The organism is Cognatishimia sp. MH4019, assembly GCF_020177595.1.
In the GTDB taxonomy this organism is placed as follows: Bacteria; Pseudomonadota; Alphaproteobacteria; order Rhodobacterales; family Rhodobacteraceae; genus JAHTBL01.
This window is the reverse complement of sequence record NZ_JAHTBL010000002.1, coordinates 434,459-454,790: the sequence shown is the minus strand read 5'-3', so window position 1 is coordinate 454,790 and position 20,332 is coordinate 434,459. Positions and strand designations below refer to the sequence as shown.

The following is a 20,332-nucleotide window of genomic DNA, read 5'->3' as shown; positions in this document are numbered from 1 at the left end:
GGTGAAGGTAGGGACGCGGCGTTCTGGCGTCAAGGCATGCCGATCCGGTTGAAGGCGGCGTTCACGAGACTGTGCGGCAGCCGCATGAGGCGCGGGATGGTCGTCCAGACAATCGCAGTGCCGATCTGTTTGTCGGGGTAAATCTGTGCAAGGCCATGTTGATAGGCCGCCATCTGGCGCAAAACACCATCAGGCGTGTCTTCCGGCCTATCCGGAACACCACGATTGGATTTGAAATCAACGGCAAGAATAGCGTCCGATGTCAGCATAAGCCGGTCTATAGTGCCGTGCATGCGACCTGCGGGAAGATCGGCAGAGATAGGAACCTCGGTCAGTGCATTCCCGCTGAACAGAAATGCCAGATCAGGGTGCAGTAGGGTCGATTTTGCTTCGTCAAAGACGTCTGGAAGCGCTCTGCTTCCAAGTAGCGTTTCGGCCAGCGCATCCCAGCGCCCCACTGGCTGCCCCGCCAGATGCTCCAACAACAGATGAATTTGCGTTCCGCGTAGTTTGGCGATGTCTTCTTCGTCTCCCAAGGCGCTTGGTAGCGCTTTTGGCCCGCCCAGATCGGATGGTGACAGCGTCTCTGCGCGCGGCGGGACACTCGCCGCTGGTTGTCCAAAGAAATTCGGCAACGTGGGAAGCGTTGCGGCAGGCGTGCTCTCCCGCCTCTCCGTCTGTGTTGGCCAATTGCCAAACTCCAACCGCATCCCTGTGCCGAAAGGAAAATCAAATGGCATCGCCCGACGTGTCTGCATCCCTGCCTCAATCAGCTTATACCAACTACGCTCAGGTTTGGTCGCATCGCCTGCCGCAGCCACGATCAGCCATTTTTCGGCTCGGGTCATCGCCACATAAAGCAAGCGCATTCGCTCCTGCCGCAACGCCAAATCCCGCGCGTCTTTGAGTGCCATCAGACCTGAGGGCATGTCGTCTTTTGCAGGTCGCCAAAAGATCTGATCGTTATCAATCATCAAGGCATCCGCGCGCGGAGGGTTGCGATCGGCGGTATCCGGCAAGATGACAATCGGTGCCTCCAAACCCTTTGCGCCATGCACGGTCATCACACGAATGCGGTCGCCTGCGCTGTCGAGCTGACGTTTAATCTCGATATCATCCGCTTCAATCCAAGTAATGAAACCGGTCAGGCTTGGCACTTCGGACTGTTCATAATTCAGCGCTTGTGTCAGCAGCGCGTCAATCCCGTCTTCGGCTTCCGGCCCAAGACGACCCAGCAGTTTTTGCCGCCCGTCAAAACGGGTCAGGATACGTTCGATCAACTCGTAAGGTCGCAGGAAATCAGCATCCCGCCGCAATGCGTTGAGTTGCGCGAGCGTGTCGGGAAATTCTTCTGTGCGCCTGCGCAAGGCTGACCAAAGAAAGCTCTCGTCGCGCCGATGTGCGAGGTCAAAAAGGGCCTGCTCGGACCAGTTGAAAAGTGGCGATTTGAGCAAACACGCAAGCGAGAGGTTATCCTCTGGCGTAGCCAGAAACCTCAGATAAGCGGTCAAATCTTTCACCGCCAATTCACCGCCGATCTTCAACCGATCCGCACCGGCGATCTCCAGCCCTTTCTCTTTGCAGGCTGCGATAATCTCGTGAAACAGCTCGGATCGTCGCTGCACGAGGATCAGGAAATCACCTTCGGTCGCGGGGCGATAGGTCACTGGATCGCTTTGCCTGTCCTGCACCGGTAGTGGCGTCTGGCTGTCGATCATCTGCCGGATTTGTGCCGCGATTTGCTTGGCCAGAACCACGCGGTGGTCGCGATTTCCCAGCATGTCGACTGGGTCGCGCCAATGCTCCTTCTGAGGGATTTCGGCCTTTTCCACGACGGGCCAAAGATCGACGCGACCCGGCAGATCAGCCTTGAACGCAAGGTGTTTCAGCTCTGCGGTATCGCCGTAGTCCTGTTCGTCAAGTGTTACGTCCACCAGATCAAGAATGACCGAAGACGAGCGAAAGGAATGCGCCATTTGCAGATTGGCAAGGCCGTCTCCAACTGCGCGCAGACCATTCGCAAAATCGTCACGCATCCGATCAAATGCAGAGGGATCCGCACCCTGAAAGGAATAGATCGACTGCTTCTTGTCGCCGACCACGAAGATCGTCCGCCGTACCTCTGCGCGGGAGCCTTCGCCAGCGGTGAATTCTTGTGCAAGACGCTCGATCACGTCCCACTGCGCGGGGCTGGTGTCTTGCGCCTCATCGACCAGAATATGATCGATCCCGCCGTCCAGTCGGAATAGCACCCATTGGGCCACATCCGGCTTGGTCAAAAGCGCGCGCGCTTTGAGGATCAGATCGTCGAAATCAAGCCAGCCACGCTGTTGCTTGGCATCCTCGTAAGCGGCGACAAAGGGCACCGCAAAGCCGTAAAGCGCCTTGGTTTTGTCGAGTGCGAGAAGGGCGAGACGGGTCTGCCGGGCGTCCTCAATCCGCGCCATAAAGTCGTTGAGCGCATCGCGCCTTGGGTCGGTCTTTTCCCAGCATGACTGCGTCGGAACCTTGCCCGTCTTGGCAAGCTGGGTTGTGGAAAGCGCAAGAAACACCTTTTCCAACGTTGGAAGATCAGCAGCGATTAGGGGCCGCCCGACGAGATTGGACAAAGCTGCGGCAGTCTTCAGATCATTGGCGCCGCCCTTTGGCAGATCCGCGAAGAGGCCAGCCAATAGAGCATCATCGCCGGGCAAGAAGGTTTCCTCTGCCAGATCGCTCAACTTGGAAGCTTCGGTAAGGCCAAGACGCTTGCGCAAAGCGCTATCATTAGGCTGCATTAAAAACTGGTCTTTATGCTTGCTGATTTCAGCGGCGAGCTTGGCAATGTCATCGCTTAGATAAGCGGCCATCTGGTCAACAGCGGCGCGATGCGGTCCTTCGGCTAGCGCATCAAGGATATCATCGCGCAGCAGCTTCGCGGCACGGTCGTCCATTTCCTTGAACTGTGGAGAAACGCCAGCTTCCAACGGAAAGCGCCGCAGAAGGGCCGCGCAAAACGAGTGGATTGTTTGAATCTTCAATCCACCCGGTGTCTCAATCGCGCGGGCGAACAGAACGCGGGCCTTGCGCAACATTTCGTCGGGGATCGGGCCATCCACGCCCAGCTCGGTCAGGTCTTGCCGCAAATCGGGGTCAGGGCGCATCGCCCATGCCCCCAGCCGCGCAAAAAGGCGGTTCTGCATCTCGGACGCGGCGGCCTTTGTGTAGGTCAGGCACAAAATGTGCTGTGGTTCGACTTCCTCCAGCAGCAACCTTGCGACGCGGTCGGTCAAGACACGTGTTTTGCCCGAGCCTGCATTTGCCGAAAGCCATGTCGATTGCTGCGGATCAGCGGCCTGCACTTGCCGTTCTGTTGCCTCGTTCCGGATCATGTCAGGTCAATCCGTTCAGCGGTGTCCGTGATATCCCATTCGCCAAACCGAGAGAGGTGATCATAATCGGAATAATCCCCGATACGCTCCATCGCGCGACGTGCAGTATATCCTTGAGTTTGGCTGGAATAGTGTCGAATTAGACCCAAAAGATCGCCCCAAACGACATTGGTTGAAATCTCGTCCAAGGGGGCTGCAACTTCTTTCGGGTTAGCCCCAAGGCCAATATAAATCGCGTCTTCAACCGGGATCGGTCCGATCTTCCTGAACCCGCCCCGTTCGATCATCGCCGCTTCGAGCAACAGTTGAATATCGTATTCTTTCTGCTGTCGCGCGGTTGGCGGCGTACCGGTCTTATAGTCATAAACAATCGCGCCCCCCTCGTCCGTGACGTCGATCCGGTCGGCGGTGCCGGTCAGCTTGAAGGCGGGTGTGTCTATCTGTATCTCGCCGCGTTCCTCGAATAGGTGAGGCTTGGCACCGTCGCGTCGCTTTGCTTCGGCGGCCATGAACCAATCCGCAACCTTTGCCAGCTTGGCAAGCCACAGGCGCCGCGCCATGGGCCAAGGCACGTTCTCTGCCAAAAGCGCCTCGCCAATAGCCAGCAGGCGGTTGCGACCCTCGGGTCCGTTGATCGGACCGTCGTCTTTGACAAAAGCCTCGAAGATGCTGTGCATCGTGATGCCTCTGAGGGGGGCATCCGCCTCTTGTCGGAGCGGGTTAAGGGGCTGAAGTCGCAATATTTTATCAGCGTAGATCGCGTAGGGATCACGGATCAACGTTCGAATGCGGGTGACGGAAAGCCCGTCTGGCCGCGCCGCAAGAGGTGGTGCAGGAGAGGGGCGGCCACCAGGTTTCAGACCTTGCGTCGGAGCTTCAAACAGGGTGGCGTGATCAAGCCAAACCTGTCCGCGCTTTCCCATCTGCGCCAGCGCCTCGGGACCGTTCTGCTCAGGCAGCCCGGTCAACAGATTGGTCAGGCGGTTGATCCAGCGGGACGGCACGGTTTCGGCATCCGCATCCCGGACCGAACGGGTGAGCCAAACAGATGCTGCGCCGACCCCCTGCTGGTAGTCATGGGCAGACAGGCCGATACGCCGTTCGGGCAGAAGCAGCCCGGCACGGTCTCGCAACACGCGATTCAACCATGGATCCGGTGCGGGTTGTTCGGGCCAGATGCCTTCATTCAAACCTCCCAGAATGACCAGATCAGTCCCCTGCACGCGCGCTTCAAGCGTTCCCCAGATCATGACATGAGGATGTGGCGCATCGCGGTCACGCACTTCACCACGATTCAAGACACCCCGAATGAGAGAGCGATAGTCGGCAACCTCCAACCGCCCGCCGGTTTGCGCAACAGAACGGAGCTCCTCAATAATCTCAAGCGCTTTTCGCCCTGCTGCCTCGCCCCAAAGCTCACTTTGCGAACCGGCAAGCGGACCATCCGCGATAAGCTCGGCTTTGGTGATATGTGTCTCAAGAAAATCTGTGAGGTTGCCTTCAAAATGTGTCTCTAACCCTGCCAAAAACGCACAAATCCACGTAACCCATGCATGCCGCCCATCGTCTTCTTTCGCGCGCGCGGCCCATTTGTGCAGGCTCGCGCTATCGGGAAATGCCAGCTTGCCGTCGCGGATGTGAAGCTCAAGATCATGGGTCCAGCGCAAGTGATCGCCGCGCTGGCTGGACCCTGTATTTGTCAGCGGATGCTTCAGCAGCGTCAGCAGCGCCTCTGGTGTCAGTTTGCGGCCGAAAAGATCTGCGATATGCAGCAAAAACCGGCCCGGGGCAGATAGCGGCAGCGGAACGCCCGCACTGTCATCAGGAACGATCCCCCATTTGTCGAGCGCCGCGGTCACCTGGCGTGTCAGGTTCCGGTTCGGTGTGATCAGCGCCGCGGTCTGGCCATCCTCTGCCGCTTGTCTCAGGCGCATGGCAATCGCGACCGCCTCCATCCGGGTGGAGGGTGCGGAGAGCAATGTCAGTCCATGCGTCGCGTCTTGCAGATCGCCAAGGCTGTCACTTTCGCTCATCCATTGATGGGTGACGGGCGCGGGGCGCAGCGAGAGAGAGATGAGCCGATTGCGCGCGGGATCGCTTGGCGCAAGGTTGGACCATTCCGCAACATCTGCCTTCGACAGATCAAGCTCTCTCAGAAGGCGGGCAAAGCGGTATTGCGGGTGATCTTCCCCGGTGAGCGCGTCGCTGAGCGTTTCCCAAATCGCGCGAGGCATATCGAAATCAAAGCCGGGCAGGATGATCCCGCCTTGGGGCAACCTGCTGACCGCTTTCATGAACAGGCCTGTCGCGCCACGCGATCCAGTTGACCCCGCAACGAGAATTGGATGACGCGGCGGCGTGTGCGTCCATTTTTCAAGCGTGGCTTCAATCACAAGGCGCTGGCGCGCATTTGCATCCGGAGCTGCGGTGCCCGCTTCGAAGAAGGTGTTGAGGATGCGCAGAAACTGCAGCGACCGCTCCCAATGGCCGGATTGGTCCGAGACGTCGAGGGTCGCGATCGTCTCTGGCGAGACACCTTCGCCCTGCATCTCATCCATAAGTGCTGCAAGGCTGTCAGCCAGATCGTAAAGCGCGGTTTTGGGCGCCAGGTCAGGTTGCTGTTTGAGCAATGCCGCGACCAGGTTCGTCAACTCAAGCCGCCGTTGCAGGGGCGGAACAGCAGGCGGTATCGCGGCCAGTGAGAGATCATCCGCAAGATCGGTGATCAGCTTGATCCGAGGCAGCAGCGTTGCAGGACCTTGATCGAAAATGTCCCTGACCCGTCGCTGCATCCGGCGTGTGTTTACGTAAATCTCTACCTGCGCCATGGCTTCCGGCGGCTGGTCCGCCATGCGCCGACGCAGGCCCTCGACCAGCGCTTTGGGGAAATCCACGCCGGGGGCGGCGCCGAAAACGCGAGGGGTTGCGCTGGGCTTAAACATCGGGAGCCGCCAATAAGCTTTCAGCAAGCGCGATCCCGGAGGGGTGGCCGACATCGCACCACTGGCCATCATAGGCGACGCCAAATAGCCGATCTTCGGCGGCAAGGCGGTTCCAAACGACATTGAGCGAGAAGGCGGTGTCTTCCACCGGATCGACCGCGCTTGGATCAATGATTTGAATGCCGCTGTAAATCAGCCCGGGCCCTCGGGAGAGCCGCCCGTCAGCGTCGACCTGAAAGTCGCCATTGCTTAGCGTGCCGCGTGCCTGCGCAATGGGGATCAGGAGTAAAAGGGCGCTCATCCGGTCGGAGTCCCAAGCGGTGCGCAACGTCTCAAACGGGTTCGGACCGCGGAAAACCGCATCGCTGTTCATCGTAAAAACCGGTGCGTCGTGCAGTAAGGCGCGGGCCTTTTTCAACCCGCCACCGGTCTCAAGAATAGCATGTGTTTCGTCCGAGATGACCACATCGCGCGCGGTCAGATGCTGGACCAGCGGTTCGGGTTTATAATGCACATTCGCTACCCGAAGGGCGATATTCGCATCGTCCACCAGATCAAGCGCATGGTCGATCAAGGGCCTGCCCGCCACCGGGATCAGCGGCTTGGGCCGATCCTGTGTCAGCTCTTTCATACGCGTGCCGAACCCGGCCGCGAAGATCATGACCGCGTTGGGTGTGTGCCGCATTTTTCTTTGAGCTTTGTCAGATGGGAGGATGTCGGTTCGGGCAAGGCATCGGTTACTGCATCGCGCAGGCCCTCAAGGCCTGGCTGAGCAAGATTGCCTTGAAGATGCGCCCAAACGCGCGGGATCAGGCCCACGTAGTCAGGCTTGCGGAAGTGCAGCGACAGCCGTGCAAAAACCATGAGGATACGCAGATTGCGTTGTGCCCCCATGGTCGCATAGGCCGCGCGGGTTTCGACCGGATCGCGACCGGTTTGGTCGATAAAATAGGTCAGCGTCGCCTCTTGGGTTTGGGGGCTCACATCGCGGCGCGCGTCTTCCAGCAGGGAGACAAGATCATAGGTTGGGTGTCCGATCATGGCGTCCTGAAAATCCAATAGACCAACACGAGCCGGACCCTCGCGATCGCGCAGCCAGATCAGGTTTTGAGCGTGATAGTCGCGCAAGATTGTAACGGTGAAGTCTTTGGAAAATGCGGAGAGCGCATCCTCCATCCTGCTGAGGACAGCGCTTCGTTTGGCAGGATCGACACCGCCTTCGCGACCAAGCGCATACCAGTCGACCGATTGCGCAGCGAGCTCGGCCATGAGGCCGGGCGCGTAAGGATCGAGCGTTGGAGGCGGAGCCTTGTGAAGAGCGATAAGCGCGTCTGCCGCAGCTTGATAAAGCGCGGTTTCTTTGGAGGAACCATCCAAGCAAATCGTGGAGAAAAGGTCGTCGCCCAGGTCTTCGAGCAGAAGAAAGCCGTGGGGGATATCCTTGGCATAAATCTCTGGTGCGCTCAGGTTTTGCGACCAGAGAAAATCAGCGACTTTGATAAAACGCTGCACGTCTTCGCCACGTTCCTCAGGGGCGTCCATCAGCACGGCATCAGGTTTGTTCGGCACGTCGCGAAGGCGAAAATACTTGCGATTGGACGCATCGCCGGCAAGCAAGGTAAGGGTGCCGCCGCCCCAACCGCTGGAGGTCAGGAACTGCGTGGCAAGGGTGCTGCGGTCAGTCATTCAGGACACTCTCGAGCCGTGTGCGAAAGCCAGAGGGTTGCCCGGAAAATGTCGCTTCGCGGTGGTCCTCGCCCGCGCCCATGGCAAGCTGCAACGTAACCGCATCGGCGGGCCGCAGATCGCCCAGACGAGAGGGCCATTCAATGAGGTAAGCCGCTGTTTCGAAGGCCTCTTCAAGGCCCAGTTCGATTGCGCCATCAGGGTCTGACAGGCGATAGAGATCGCAATGCCAGATATCCAGATCAGGCGTTTCATAGACCTGAACCAGCGTGAATGTCGGCGACGGGACGTCCTCGGCCCGACCCAGCCGCGCTTGGATCGCGTGTCGTGCGAAATGGCTTTTGCCTGCGCCTAACGGACCTTCCAAAAGCAAGACGTCTCCGGTCGTCAAAACGCTGCTGACCGCTTGGGCCAACTGCGCTGTATCGTCGGCAGATTTCAGGGATTGGGTCGCGAACCGGTTTGTCATGGGCAGACCTTAAACGGTCCACCCGCCCCCGCAACCGCTTAGCCGGTCATTTCGACAGGCTCCCCATTTGGATTGTGGAGCGGCATAAGCGTCGGCGTGCGGTTTTCCTCAAAACGGACGAGCGTCGCACCATTGGCCAGTGGCACGACCCGGCACACGACATGGGTGCCGTCGAGCAGTTCGATACTGTCGGACCACTCGGTCCGATCGCGCGTGTTCAAAATGAAATCACGCAGGTCCCCCCAGATCGGAGAAGGACGGCAGAGCGATTGCCATTCACGGGTCGCATCGACAATCCCGGTGTCGATGATCGCAGAGGACGGATCATTGCCCCAGAGCTTTTGATACCCACGATTGGTAAAGGTCATGACCCCCACATTCGAGAAAACGGCGATGCCTTGGTCAAAGCAATCAAGGATTGCGTGGCCTTGTTCAATCTCGGACCGGAAGCGGCGCTTCAGTGTGATATCCGCGCTGATGTCTTCAAATACGAAAGCCACCGCGCCATCGGGATGCGGGCGACCCGACACGCGGTAGGTTACTTGAGAGGGCAGTGTCCACAATTCCGAATAGGTGCCGTCAACCGCGGCTGCCTCCAGCTTGGCCATATCATTGCGCCAGGATTTGTAATCCTTTGGCTCGGGCATCATCTGGGTCTCGCGAAGTCGGTCGAGGAAAGCGAAAAGGGAGGGCCGACTGGCCATAAACTCAATCGGCAGATTGGTAAGATCGCCGATGGCTGGATTGAAAAGAACCAGTTCGCGTTTGCTGTCGAAGATCACAAGACCGACGGGCAAGTGGGCAAAGGTTTTGGCCAGTGTTTGGGTAAAATCGCGAAGCGCGCTTTCGGCTTTTACCTGATTGGTGATCGGCACGGCATATGCCATCCGGTCGCCTTCACCGCAGGCCAGCGTGACCTCATACCAAACCGGGTCGGCGGTATTTCTCAGCGCAATCGAGGTCGTGTACCGCGCGGTTTTGCCATCGGTGAGGGTCAGATCAGGCGGGTGCTGGAAGGGCTGTTTGTCGCCCGACGTCAAATCGGCGAGGCGATCATAGCTGGCGTTGCTGTCGCGCAAGACACCGTCGGAGGTTTCTACCCAAGAGGGGATCGGCGCTTGGGCAAACTTGTCGTCGGTGGCCTGCACAATATCGACCGTAGCGACGGGCTGCGAACTGGGCGGTATGGTTTTCAACAAGAAAGCGATCGCGGCGATACCGACTACAACTGAAACGGCGATCACCTCCAAAATCAGGATAACAGAACTCGAATCGATCATTGAACACCTCACACAAGACGTTTCGAGATTTCTTCACTTTGGTTAACAGCGCGTTAAGAAACTGCGGTCAAATCTGGATCGCGGTGTTCTCTCCAATAGAGGATTTGCTTTCTGCACCGATCTTTCGCCGTGCCCAAACGGCCTCGACAATTGCGCCGCTGCGCTCTGTGCGTTCGTCATCGGTCAGAAACGGGTCCGAGCCGTTGGCAAAAGCCAGTTCCGCGCCTGAGCGTTCCAGCAAGGTCTTGGCGATGAAAAGGCCCAGACCCATACCCTCATATCCCGGGCGCTGGGCGCGATCTTCGTCACTGCGACGGCGGCGCACAAACGGATCACCCAAGCGCCCGATCACCTGTGAGGGGAAGCCGGGGCCGTCATCGGTGATGCGAATGATGATTTCTGTTTCGGTCCAGCTACCCTCGACCCAGACATTCTTTTTGGAAAAATCGACCGCATTCTGAACGAGGTTTCGAATACCGTGAATGATCTCGGGACGCCGATACAAAAGCGGGTGTTTTGATTCCCCGCCCGTTGCAGGCTCGAAGATGAAATGAACGGTCTTGCCGCGATCTGTATGCGGCTCTGCGGCCTCTTGAACCACGGTGGACAGCGGGGCAGAGCGCATATGTAAATCGCTTTTCCCAGCGCGACCCATCGACCGCAGGATGTCACGACACCGATCCGCCTGATCGCGGATCAACTGGGCGTCTTCCTTGAGATCGGGGTTTGTTTCCAACTCGTCCATTAGCTCGGCGCTGACAAGTTTGATCGTGGCCAAGGGCGTGCCCAACTCATGCGCTGCAGCTGCAACAACACCCCCCAGATCGGTCAACTTCTGCTCGCGGGCCAGCGCCATTTGCGTCGCCAAAAGAGCGTCCGACATAGAGTGCATTTCGACGGTCACGCGGCGCGCGTAAATCGCAATGAAGATCACACCGATCACAATCGCGGACCAGAAGCCGAAAAGGAAAATATCCGGGATCCGCAGGATGAACCCCTCGGCGGTTCTCAGTGGGATATGATAGAGGCCAACAAGGGTGGTCAGTGTCAGGCTGATGACGCCCAGAAAGACCGTGGATTGCAGCTGCAGCACCGTGGCCGAAATCGTGACAGGCGCAAGGATCAGAAGGGCGAATGGATTGTTCAAACCGCCTGTCAGAAAAATCAGAAACGACAGCTGACAGATGTCGAACAGGATCATCGACACGGCTTCGCTTTCAGTCAGGCGCTTGTTCTCGGGAAAGATTGAAACGGCGATCAGATTGGCGATGACCGATGCGCCGACGGCGAGATAACACAGGCCAAGCTCAAGCTGCAGATCATAGAGACGTTGCGCCATTGTGATCGCGACAATCTGGCCAGTAATCGCGATCCAGCGTAGTGTAATAAGCGTTCTAAGTCGGACCCAATCGCTTCGGGTGCCGCGAAGTATCTGTTCAGAGCTTGCGTCCGCCATGGTCCTACCTAGGTATCAGGTGTGTCGTGTCACAATTGTCGTTTTGTTGCGACAAATCAATCAAAGCCGCCACAGGAAGAAGGGAACCGCCATGTCTCGGAAATTTGCCGCACTCGCCGCCGGAGGGGTCGCTGCTTTGGTCGGAGGGGCCGTTGTCCTGACCACTGTCATGGCACCTGCCGATCAGTTTGCCGACTGCCGCATCGGGCAGGTGGCCGGGGGGCAGATTGGCGGGCCGTTCACGCTGGTTAACGGGGAAGGTCAGACGGTGACCGATCAGGACGTGTTGACCGACCCGTCACTGATTTATTTTGGCTACACTTATTGCCCCGATGTCTGCCCGCTCGATACCTTCCGCAACGCCGAGGCGACCTATATTCTGGAAGAGCAAGGCAAAGAGATCACGCCGATTTTCATCAGCGTTGATTCCGAGCGCGACAGCCCCGAGGTTGTCAGCGAGTTCGCCGCGAACATGCACGAGCGCATGATCGGGCTAACCGGCTCTCCCGAGCAGGTGCGCGCGGCCTCGCAAGCCTATAAGACCTACTATAGCCGGCAAGACTCAGATGATGAGTTTTACCTGATCGACCACTCCACGCTGAGCTATCTGGTGCTGCCGGAACATGGCTTTGTGGAGTTCTTTCGACGCGACCTGACACCCGATCAACTGGCTGATTCGGTCGCCTGCTTCCTTGATGCTGCATGACATAAATTGACGCAGGCATGTTTCAGCCCTAGGCTCTTTGAAGCCAAAGGGAAAAATGTGGGAGGAAGCGAACGTGCCAGAAGACGGGATGACCGAGATCGGTGAGGATAAATCACTGCTTCTCGTGGACGATGATGAGCCTTTTCTGCGCCGTTTGACAAAGGCGATGGAGAAGCGCGGCTTCGAGGTTGAGATGGCATCTTCTGTCGCGGCAGGTCGTGCCATCGCAACAGCGCGCCCTCCTGCATATGCGGTCGTGGATCTGAGGCTGGAGGATGGCAACGGTCTCGATGTGGTGGAAGTGCTACGCGAGAAACGTCCCGAAAGTCGGGTGGTTGTTCTTACTGGCTATGGTGCGATCGCCACGGCTGTGGCTGCGGTGAAAATCGGTGCCACGGATTACCTGTCCAAACCCGCGGATGCCAACGACATCACCAACGCCCTGCTCGCCAGCGAAGATGAGTTGCCGCCGCCGCCCGAAAACCCGATGTCGGCGGACCGTGTCCGATGGGAGCATATCCAGCGCGTCTATGAACTGTGCGACCGCAATGTGTCCGAGACTGCGCGACGCCTTAGCATGCACCGCCGCACCTTGCAGCGCATTCTGGCAAAGCGCTCGCCAAAGTAATTACATCATCTGCATCAGCGCCCTGCACCGGTGGGTGTAATCGCGTCGCACATCGCTTGGGGGCCTGAGAGAAATCTCAAGGCCCTTGATCGTTTCGGGGGCGGGTTTGCCAAAGAACCTATCGGCCTCATGCGGCTCGAACCCGGCAATCTGCGTGGCCTCCAGCCAGGCGCTGATCTTGTCGGCGCGCTTGATCTGTTGCTTCACGGTTTTCGGGATTTGCGCGGGTAACCCGAACCGCAGATGAATTGCTGCCGTTAGCCGATCATCCAATGCGCCATAGCCCGGCCCGACCGCAGCTTTAACCGGCGAGATCATGTCCCCGATCACATACTCTGGCGCGTCATGCAGCAGTGCGGCCAGCTTCCATTTCACCGGCGCTTTCGGGTTCATCCGCGCAAAAAGCGCTTCGACGAGCAAGGAGTGCTCGGCCACCGAATATGCAAAATCGCCAATGGTTTGCCCATTCCATCGGGCAACAAACGCCAGCCCGTGCGCGATATCCTCAATCTCGATATCGACCGGGGTCGGGTCCAACAGGTCAAGCCTGCGTCCAGACAGCATACGTTGCCAGGCTCGGGGGGGCGCTTTGGGCATGATCCCTCATTCGGTTGTGATCCGAACGAGGGATAAAGCCTGACTGCGGATCGGTAAAGCGCTCTAGATTTCCATTACAATGCGCCCGTCGATCTGACCGGCACGCATCTTGTCGAAGATGGCATTGATGTTTTCCAGCTTGTCCCACGAGAAATGCGATGTGACAGAGCCTTCAGCGGCAAAGGCGAGGCTTTCAGCCAGATCGTTCCGCGTGCCCACGATAGAACCGCGCACGGTGATGCCTTTCAGCACGATCTCGAAAATGGGCAGGGGGAAATCTCCGGGCGGCAGGCCGACAAGCGACAGCGTTCCGCCACTGCGCATCATGCTGACGGCTTGCGAAAACGCGCTGTTGGAGACAGCGGTGACAAGCGCACCATGAACCCCACCAAGTTGCGACTGAATTTCTGCCGCTGCATCCGTATCAACGGCGTTCAACGTCAGATCGGCGCCCAGATCGCGGGCGAGCTTCAGTTTGTCATCTGCGATATCAATCGCAACGACATGAAGCCCCATCGCTTTGGCGTATTGCACCGCCATATGCCCAAGACCACCAATGCCAGAAATCGCGACCCAATCACCGGGCTTTGTATCTGTCTCTTTCAGGCCCTTATAGACCGTGACGCCCGCACAAAGGATCGGGGCCGCATTGCCGAACTCTAACCCATCTGGCAGGCGACCAACATAATTTGCGTCGGCCCGCACAAACTCGGCATACCCGCCATCAACCGAATAGCCAGTGCGCTCCTGACTGTCGCACAGTGTTTCCCAACCACCGACGCAATGCTCGCAGCGCCCGCAGGCCGAGTGCAGCCAAGGCGCGCCGATCCGGTCACCCTCTTTCAGATGCGTGACCCCTGCGCCGACCGCCGCCACTTCACCCACGCCTTCATGGCCGGGAATGAATGGTGCGTTTGGTTTGACCGGCCAATCCCCTTCGGCAGCATGCAAATCGGTATGGCATACGCCAGACGCCTTGACGCGCATCAGCACTTGTCCGGGTCCAACCTCGGGCACGGGTACGTCGCGAATATCCAATGGCGTGCCGAGCTTCGTCACAACGGCGGCTTTCATCGTCTTGGGTAACGTCATGGTCGTCCTCCTGTGATTGTCAGTCTCAGGATACAGACCTCACGTCTCGGTTTGTTGACACGGCTCAAACTGCGGCGCTTGGAGCTTCTTTTTTCGCCAGAGGGAACATTCGAACAGTTCAGAAGTTATTTCGGCAATGGAGGGAACGATGAAAATCAAAGCACTTGCCGCCTTTGTCGTCGCGTCACTGCTGCCTATATCGGCTGCCGCCGCCTGCATGCCACGCGCTGAAATGGCGTCGGCATTGATCGACTGGTATGGAGAAGAGCCGGTCGATATGGCGATGGGCGTCGAGACAGACGACACCCAGCTTTGGGCCTCTGATCGCACAGGCACATGGACGCTTGTGCGCTATACCGAGGACAGTGTGGCCTGTGTCGTCGCGCAAGGGTTCAATTTCGAACCCGACGCCCCCTCTGCCGCCTTGGTTGCAGCACTTGAAACCCAGTAAATTCGAGCGTTGAGCGATTGGCGCTTTGCTGCTACGTCGGTGCAAATTTTTACAAAGGTGCACCCATGACGCAGGATTATAAGGTAAAGGACATCTCGCTTGCCGAGTATGGCCGCAAAGAACTCGATATTGCTGAAACCGAAATGCCGGGTCTGATGGCTCTCCGCGAGGAATATGGCGAAAGCAAACCGCTAAAAGGCGCGCGTATTGTCGGCTCGCTTCACATGACGATCCAGACAGCTGTTCTGATCGAAACACTGGTCGAGCTCGGTGCAGATGTGCGCTGGGCGTCGTGCAACATCTTCTCGACGCAAGATCATGCTGCTGCTGCGATTGCCGCTGGAGGCACGCCTGTGTTTGCGGTCAAAGGTCAGACGTTGGAAGAACATTGGGATTACCTCGATAAAAGTTTCGCCTTCCCCGAAGGTGCAAACATGATCCTCGATGACGGCGGCGACGCCACGCTCTACGTTCTTTTGGGCGCGCGCATGGAAGCGGGCGAAGATGTGCTGGCCGTACCAACCTCCGAGGAAGAGGAAGTCATCAAAGCGCAAATCAAAAAGCGCATTGCCGAAACGCCGGGCTGGTTCGCCAAGACCCGCGACGCGATCAAAGGTGTATCCGAAGAGACAACCACTGGTGTGCACCGTCTTTATGAGTTGCAGCGCAACGGCCAACTGCCCTTCCCCGCGATCAACGTGAACGATTCGGTCACCAAGTCGAAATTCGACAATAAATACGGCTGTAAGGAGTCGCTGGTCGACGGCATCCGCCGCGCCACAGACACCATGATGGCCGGTAAGGTTGCTGTCGTCATGGGCTACGGCGACGTGGGCAAAGGCTCTGCCGCGTCCCTGCGCGGCGCGGGTGCACGCGTGAAAGTCACAGAAGTTGATCCGATTTGTGCGCTGCAAGCCGCTATGGATGGCTTTGAGGTTGTCCTGCTGGAAGACGTGGTCGGCGATGCGGATATCTTCATCACCACGACTGGTAACAAAGACGTGATCCGCATCGAGCATATGCGCGAGATGAAGGACATGGCAATCGTCGGCAACATCGGTCACTTCGATAACGAAATCCAGGTTGCCTCTCTCAAGAACCACAAATGGACAAACATCAAAGAGCAGGTGGATATGATCGAGATGCCTTCGGGCAATCGTCTGATCCTGCTGTCCGAGGGTCGTCTGTTGAACCTTGGCAACGCCACAGGTCACCCGTCTTTCGTGATGTCTGCGTCTTTCACCAACCAAGTGCTGGCCCAGATCGAACTTTGGACAAAAGGCGACGAATATAACAATGACGTCTACATCCTGCCCAAGCATCTGGATGAGAAGGTGGCCCGTCTGCACCTTTCCCGCATCGGCGTAAAGTTGACGACGCTGGATAAAGAGCAGGCGGATTACATTGGCGTGACCCAAGAGGGTCCGTTCAAGCCGGAACACTACCGCTACTAAGCGCTGTGCCAGAGCCTCGCAAACGCCGCCCTTTTATCTTTTGGGCGGCGTTTTTCGTGTTCTGCGTGTTGGTCTATTGGGGCGGAAAACAGGCTCTACTTCACCCTGAAACGCCCATTCCGTCAGCTTGGAACCCGATGGTTCCACTGCGCGTCACAGATCCTGTGACGCCGGCTACTCAATGGAAACTGACCCACGCCATCAATGATCCAGCCCTCTGCCGCTCCGTTTTGTCAAAGGCCGCTGCGTTTGAGCCGCAACCGGACAAAGAGGTCAGCGATCAGTGCCACATTCGCAATCGTGTCCTGCTGTCATCAGTCGGTCAGGCCCGGATCGGCACTCTGGAAACGCGTTGTCCCATCGCCCTGCGCCTCGCCATGTGGGAACATCACGGCCTGCAACCCGCCGCGCGTGATCTTCTGGGCACCGACATTGCCCGCATTGTTCATATCGGCAGCTATAATTGTCGCCCAATCCGCTCGCCTTCGGGCGGGACCGGGCGCATGTCGACCCATGCCACTGCTGATGCAGTAGATATTGCCGGTGTCATCTTGTCCGACGGAAGCAGGGTCAGCCTGATTTCGGATTGGCAGGGGTCCGACAACGCCGCCACCTTCCTGCGCGAGGCGCAACGCACGTCTTGCATATGGTTCAAGACGTCGCTTGGACCTGAATTCAACAGGCTCCACGCGGACCATTTTCACTTGCAGAATACAGGTTGGGGCACTTGCAGATGAGCGCTGATGGGGAATTTTCCAGCACAAAACCCTTTGTCAGGTGCGAAATTAGGCACTAACCTCGCCTCAACGCTACTAAAGGCGTGTAATTAACAGGTGGGAGAGACCTATGGGAAAACGTGACGACCTTATCGCGCAGTATGCAGACGATCTGAAAAACAAATGTGGCATGTCGCCTGACATGGACCTTTTGACGAAAGTGACCATCGGATGTGGTCCCGCGATTTATGACGCCGACGCCTCGACCGTTGCGGGCTCGCAGCCTGCCGAGCTTGAGACCGTGAAGAACAACTTTCTCATCAAGAAGCTCGGTCTTGCAGATGGCCCGCAGCTGATGGAAGCGATCAAATCGGTGCTCGACACCTATGGCCAGTCCGAGCGCAACAAATACCGCGCCGTGGTCTACTATATGCTGACAAAGCATTTCGGCAAAGAGTCCGTCTACGGTTAAGCCCTGGCTCAAATTGCTAAAATTTAACGAGAACGCCTATCAAATTTGATGGGCGTTTTTTGTTCTTTTGAATTGAAGTTTACTTTTAAATCAGTTGCTTGGGGCGGTAAGACACAGCTATACACAACGCAACGGCCAGTAGGCCAGGACTGATACATAACACGTGTGGTGAATGGGAGCACGTGGGGTGAAGAAGGGTCCTGGTGGTGCGGGGCCCTTCTTTTTATGTTCAGCTCTTTGCCAGATCGCAGATGATCTGCCACTCAGCCTTGGTGACAGGTTGCACCGAAAGCCGTGAATTGCGGACAAGCACCATCTCGTCCAACCGCTCATCCGCCTTCACCATATCCAGTGTGATCGGCTTTTCCATCGGCCTGATGGCTTTGATATCGACGCAATCCCAGCGATCATCATCGGTCGTGCTGTCGGGGTGCGATTCCGCAGTTACCTCGACAATCCCGACAACGGCTTTCTCGCTTTGCGAATGGTAAAAGAAGCCCTGATCGCCCTTCTTCATCTCTCGCATGAAATTACGGGCCTGATAATTGCGCACGCCGTCCCATTCTTCACCTGCATCGCCCTTGGCGACCTGATCGTCCCACGACCAGACCGACGGTTCGGATTTGAAAAGCCAATACTTCATGCTGCTATGACCCTATTCCACGCCTGAATAGACACGCTTTCAAACAGCTCGGCCAGGGCATAGGGATCTTGCGCGGCCCAGTCCTGAGCCTCGCTCAAGGTCTCGACATCAAGGATCAAAAGGGAGCCGCACATTTGGCCGTTTTCGTCCAGAAAAGGCCCTGCTTGGGCCACGACACCCGACGACTTGATATAGGCAAGATGCGCGTCACGATTGGCCTTGCGCACTTCAAGTGCGCCGGGCTTGTCCTTGGTCACGATGGCAAAAAACATGGGTTATTCCTCCTTAAGCGGGCGGCTCAGCAAGTCCTCCAGCGCATCTGACACCGAGCAGCGCCCGGCGACAAGCGCCGAGACCGCGTTTGAAATAGGCATGTCGCATCCGGCCTTTTCCGCTGCCGCGACCAGCGCATGGGCCGTTGGGATGCCTTCGACCGTTTTACCTTCGGGCGGCAGTTTACCTGCGCCCAAGGCAAGCCCCGCTGCGTAGTTTCGCGACTTTGCCGAGGTGCAGGTCAGCACCAGATCGCCAAAACCCGACAGCCCGGCAAGCGTCGCTGCATCAGCCCCTTGGCTAACGGCGAAGCGCGTCATCTCGGCAAAACCGCGGGTCATCAAAGCCGCTCGGGCGCTTTCGCCCAGACCGGCACCCATCGCAGCCCCGCAAGCGATCGCGATGACGTTCTTGATGGCACCTCCAAGCTCTGCTCCAACGCGATCTGCGGTGGAATAGAGTCTAATATTATGTGTCGAAAGCTCTGTCTGGAGCGCTTTGGCGGACCCGCCGACTGCAAGCGTCAATGCGGTTGGCAGGCCTTGCGCAATATCAATCGCAAAGCTCGGGCCGGTCAGAATAGCGATCCGCGCGGTTGGGCATATCTCGGCAATCAACGCGCTGGGGCCTGTCCCCGTCTCAAGATCAATGCCTTTGCTGCAAACGACGAGGGTCTTGCTCTCAAAAAGCTTCGCATTGGCTTTGAGGAACTGACGTAGCTGTTGCGCAGGGACAGCCAAGAGAATGGTCTGAGCCTGAGCGGCGTATGCAATATCAGCGGTAAACTTAAGCGCTTCCGGTAACGCAATACCGGGTAGCCGCGCTTTGTTTTCAAGGCATTCGCGCATGTCGCTTATCGTTCCCGCATCCCGTCCCCAAAGCGTTACACTGCGCTCCGCGCGTGCAAGGCTGATCGCCAAGGCGGTGCCGAAAGCGCCTGCGCCCAGAACTGCGATGCTCATGCTTTCGCTCCCTTCTTGCCAGAGCCCAGCATGGGTGCCTGTGACTGATCCAAAGGCCAGCGCGGCCGGGCGGACAGGCTCAGGTCACTGGACCGACCCAGATCAAAAAGCGTCAGCCCGGCATATGCGATCATCGCTGCGTTATCTGTGCAGAGTGCGAGCGGTGGTGCGCTGAATGCGATGCCATTTTCCGTGCAAACAGTCTCTAACAGACCGCGAATAGCTTGATTTGCAGCCACGCCACCTGCCACAGCGAAGCTGGGCGTGGCTGGTGAAAGGCCTTTATAGGCCTTGATTGCAATGCTTGTTTTGGCAGCAAGAACGTCACAAACGGCTTCCTGAAAACTGGCGCAAAGGTCGTTACGGCTCTGCTCTGTCAGGCCGCCATCCGCCTCGACGAGCTGGTCTCGCATCCGCAACACAGCGGTTTTGAGGCCAGAAAAAGACATGTCGCAGCCGTCCCGGTCCAGCAATGGACGCGGCAAGGCGAAACCCTTTGGGTTGCCGTTTCGCGCTGCTGCTTCGACTGAAGGCCCGCCAGGTTGCGGAAGGCCCAGCAGCTTTGCGACTTTGTCAAATGCCTCTCCCGGTGCGTCGTCAATCGTTCCGCCGAGGCGCCGAAAGTCTGTCGCGCTTTTGACGATCAGAAACTGACAATGCCCGCCAGAGACGAGCAACAGCAAATACGGAAAGTGCAGCGCGTCGGTCAATCTGGGGGTGAGCGCATGACCTGCAAGATGGTTGACCCCGATCAGGGGCAGACCCGTCGCAGCTGAAAGGCCCTTTGCGCACATCACACCAGAAAGCACGCCACCGATCAGGCCGGGTCCAGAGGTCACAGCGATCCCGTCGACATCAGCCAAGGTTAAACCTGCATCGCGCAGTGCAAGCTCGACACAATGATCCAGCTTCTCAGCATGTGCGCGCGCGGCAAGCTCGGGAACAACGCCGCCGAAGGCCGCGTGCAAGTCAGTCTGACTTTCGACAATGGACGATTGGATCGTTGCCTGATCTGGTGTGCCGAACACCACGGCAGCTGCAGTGTCGTCGCAACTGCTTTCGATCCCCAGAACTGTCATGGATGCACGCATCATCGCCTCGATTGTCTGAACGGCTTCTCGCAGGTATCACCAC

General features: G+C 57.8%; 19 protein-coding genes. 6 read left to right on the top strand and 13 right to left on the bottom strand.

Features of this window, described 5'->3' with window-relative positions:
- Positions 1 to 29 precede the first annotated feature (29 nt).
- From addA to regB, 7 genes are all read right to left on the bottom strand, one after another.
- Entirely contained in the window at positions 30 to 3,371 is a 3,342-nt protein-coding gene (gene addA, locus KUW67_RS05435) for a double-strand break repair helicase AddA (protein WP_224824260.1), read from the bottom strand.
- Positions 3,368 to 6,313 carry a double-strand break repair protein AddB gene (gene addB, locus KUW67_RS05430; RefSeq protein WP_224824259.1) on the bottom strand — a complete coding sequence of 982 codons (2,946 nt, stop codon included), beginning with the start codon at positions 6,311 to 6,313 and terminating at the stop codon, positions 3,368 to 3,370. The genes addA and addB overlap by 4 nt, the downstream gene beginning before the upstream one ends.
- Entirely contained in the window at positions 6,306 to 6,998 is a 693-nt protein-coding gene (locus KUW67_RS05425; protein WP_224824258.1) for a nucleotidyltransferase family protein, read from the bottom strand. Before KUW67_RS05425 ends, addB begins: the two co-directional genes overlap by 8 nt.
- Positions 6,971 to 7,999, bottom strand: coding sequence for an aminoglycoside phosphotransferase family protein (locus tag KUW67_RS05420; protein WP_224824257.1), 1,029 nt, complete (start codon positions 7,997 to 7,999; stop codon positions 6,971 to 6,973). Before KUW67_RS05420 ends, KUW67_RS05425 begins: the two co-directional genes overlap by 28 nt.
- Positions 7,992 to 8,468 carry a tRNA (adenosine(37)-N6)-threonylcarbamoyltransferase complex ATPase subunit type 1 TsaE gene (gene tsaE, locus KUW67_RS05415; protein ID WP_224824256.1) on the bottom strand — a complete coding sequence of 159 codons (477 nt, stop codon included), beginning with the start codon at positions 8,466 to 8,468 and terminating at the stop codon, positions 7,992 to 7,994. Before tsaE ends, KUW67_RS05420 begins: the two co-directional genes overlap by 8 nt.
- Before the next feature lie 38 nt (positions 8,469 to 8,506).
- Positions 8,507 to 9,748 (bottom strand): PAS-domain containing protein, encoded by a 1,242-nt coding sequence (locus KUW67_RS05410; protein WP_224824255.1) that lies wholly within the window; start codon positions 9,746 to 9,748, stop codon positions 8,507 to 8,509.
- 67 nt (positions 9,749 to 9,815) lie between these two features.
- Positions 9,816 to 11,204, bottom strand: coding sequence for a sensor histidine kinase RegB (gene regB / locus KUW67_RS05405; RefSeq protein ID WP_224824254.1), 1,389 nt, complete (start codon positions 11,202 to 11,204; stop codon positions 9,816 to 9,818).
- A 91-nt stretch (positions 11,205 to 11,295) separates the two neighbouring features.
- Between regB and KUW67_RS05400 the strand changes: the two genes are divergently transcribed.
- A complete protein-coding gene (locus KUW67_RS05400; protein WP_224824253.1) occupies positions 11,296 to 11,910 on the top strand; it encodes an SCO family protein in 615 nt (204 codons plus the stop codon).
- Between the two features lie 55 nt (positions 11,911 to 11,965).
- Positions 11,966 to 12,538 carry an ActR/PrrA/RegA family redox response regulator transcription factor gene (locus KUW67_RS05395; RefSeq protein ID WP_304522389.1) on the top strand — a complete coding sequence of 191 codons (573 nt, stop codon included), beginning with the start codon at positions 11,966 to 11,968 and terminating at the stop codon, positions 12,536 to 12,538.
- On the opposite strand, the gene KUW67_RS05390 is transcribed toward KUW67_RS05395, so the two are convergent.
- Positions 12,539 to 13,135: an HD domain-containing protein gene (locus tag KUW67_RS05390; RefSeq protein ID WP_224824252.1), complete on the bottom strand. Its 597-nt coding sequence runs from the start codon at positions 13,133 to 13,135 to the stop codon at positions 12,539 to 12,541.
- Between the two features lie 63 nt (positions 13,136 to 13,198).
- Positions 13,199 to 14,227, bottom strand: coding sequence for an alcohol dehydrogenase AdhP (adhP, locus tag KUW67_RS05385; protein ID WP_224824251.1), 1,029 nt, complete (start codon positions 14,225 to 14,227; stop codon positions 13,199 to 13,201).
- Positions 14,228 to 14,375: 148 nt separating this feature from the next.
- Here adhP and KUW67_RS05380 point away from each other — a divergent pair, with 148 nt between their 5' ends.
- The 4 genes from KUW67_RS05380 to KUW67_RS05365 all read left to right on the top strand — a co-directional run bounded on the left by KUW67_RS05380 (position 14,376) and on the right by KUW67_RS05365 (position 17,320).
- Positions 14,376 to 14,678, top strand: a complete 303-nt coding sequence (locus KUW67_RS05380; RefSeq protein WP_224824250.1) for an S-adenosyl-L-homocysteine hydrolase — start codon at positions 14,376 to 14,378, stop codon at positions 14,676 to 14,678.
- Between the two features lie 65 nt (positions 14,679 to 14,743).
- Entirely contained in the window at positions 14,744 to 16,132 is a 1,389-nt protein-coding gene (gene ahcY / locus KUW67_RS05375) for an adenosylhomocysteinase (protein WP_224824249.1), read from the top strand.
- 137 nt (positions 16,133 to 16,269) lie between these two features.
- A complete protein-coding gene (locus tag KUW67_RS05370) occupies positions 16,270 to 16,869 on the top strand; it encodes an extensin family protein (protein WP_224824248.1) in 600 nt (199 codons plus the stop codon).
- Positions 16,870 to 16,978: 109 nt separating this feature from the next.
- Positions 16,979 to 17,320 carry a DUF2853 family protein gene (locus KUW67_RS05365; protein WP_224824247.1) on the top strand — a complete coding sequence of 114 codons (342 nt, stop codon included), beginning with the start codon at positions 16,979 to 16,981 and terminating at the stop codon, positions 17,318 to 17,320.
- Positions 17,321 to 17,549: 229 nt separating this feature from the next.
- Here KUW67_RS05365 and KUW67_RS05360 read toward each other — a convergent pair whose 3' ends face one another.
- From KUW67_RS05360 to tsaD, 4 genes are read right to left on the bottom strand one after another with little or no spacing between them, the layout of a single operon-like run.
- On the bottom strand, positions 17,550 to 17,963 hold the full coding sequence (locus KUW67_RS05360) for an EVE domain-containing protein (RefSeq protein WP_224824246.1): 414 nt from the start codon (positions 17,961 to 17,963) through the stop codon (positions 17,550 to 17,552).
- Positions 17,960 to 18,235 (bottom strand): YciI family protein, encoded by a 276-nt coding sequence (locus tag KUW67_RS05355; protein ID WP_224824245.1) that lies wholly within the window; start codon positions 18,233 to 18,235, stop codon positions 17,960 to 17,962. Before KUW67_RS05355 ends, KUW67_RS05360 begins: the two co-directional genes overlap by 4 nt.
- 3 nt (positions 18,236 to 18,238) lie before the next feature.
- Positions 18,239 to 19,198, bottom strand: a complete 960-nt coding sequence (locus KUW67_RS05350) for an NAD(P)H-dependent glycerol-3-phosphate dehydrogenase (RefSeq protein WP_224824244.1) — start codon at positions 19,196 to 19,198, stop codon at positions 18,239 to 18,241.
- Entirely contained in the window at positions 19,195 to 20,289 is a 1,095-nt protein-coding gene (gene tsaD / locus KUW67_RS05345) for a tRNA (adenosine(37)-N6)-threonylcarbamoyltransferase complex transferase subunit TsaD (RefSeq protein ID WP_224824243.1), read from the bottom strand. Before tsaD ends, KUW67_RS05350 begins: the two co-directional genes overlap by 4 nt.
- Positions 20,290 to 20,332: the final 43 nt, after the last annotated feature.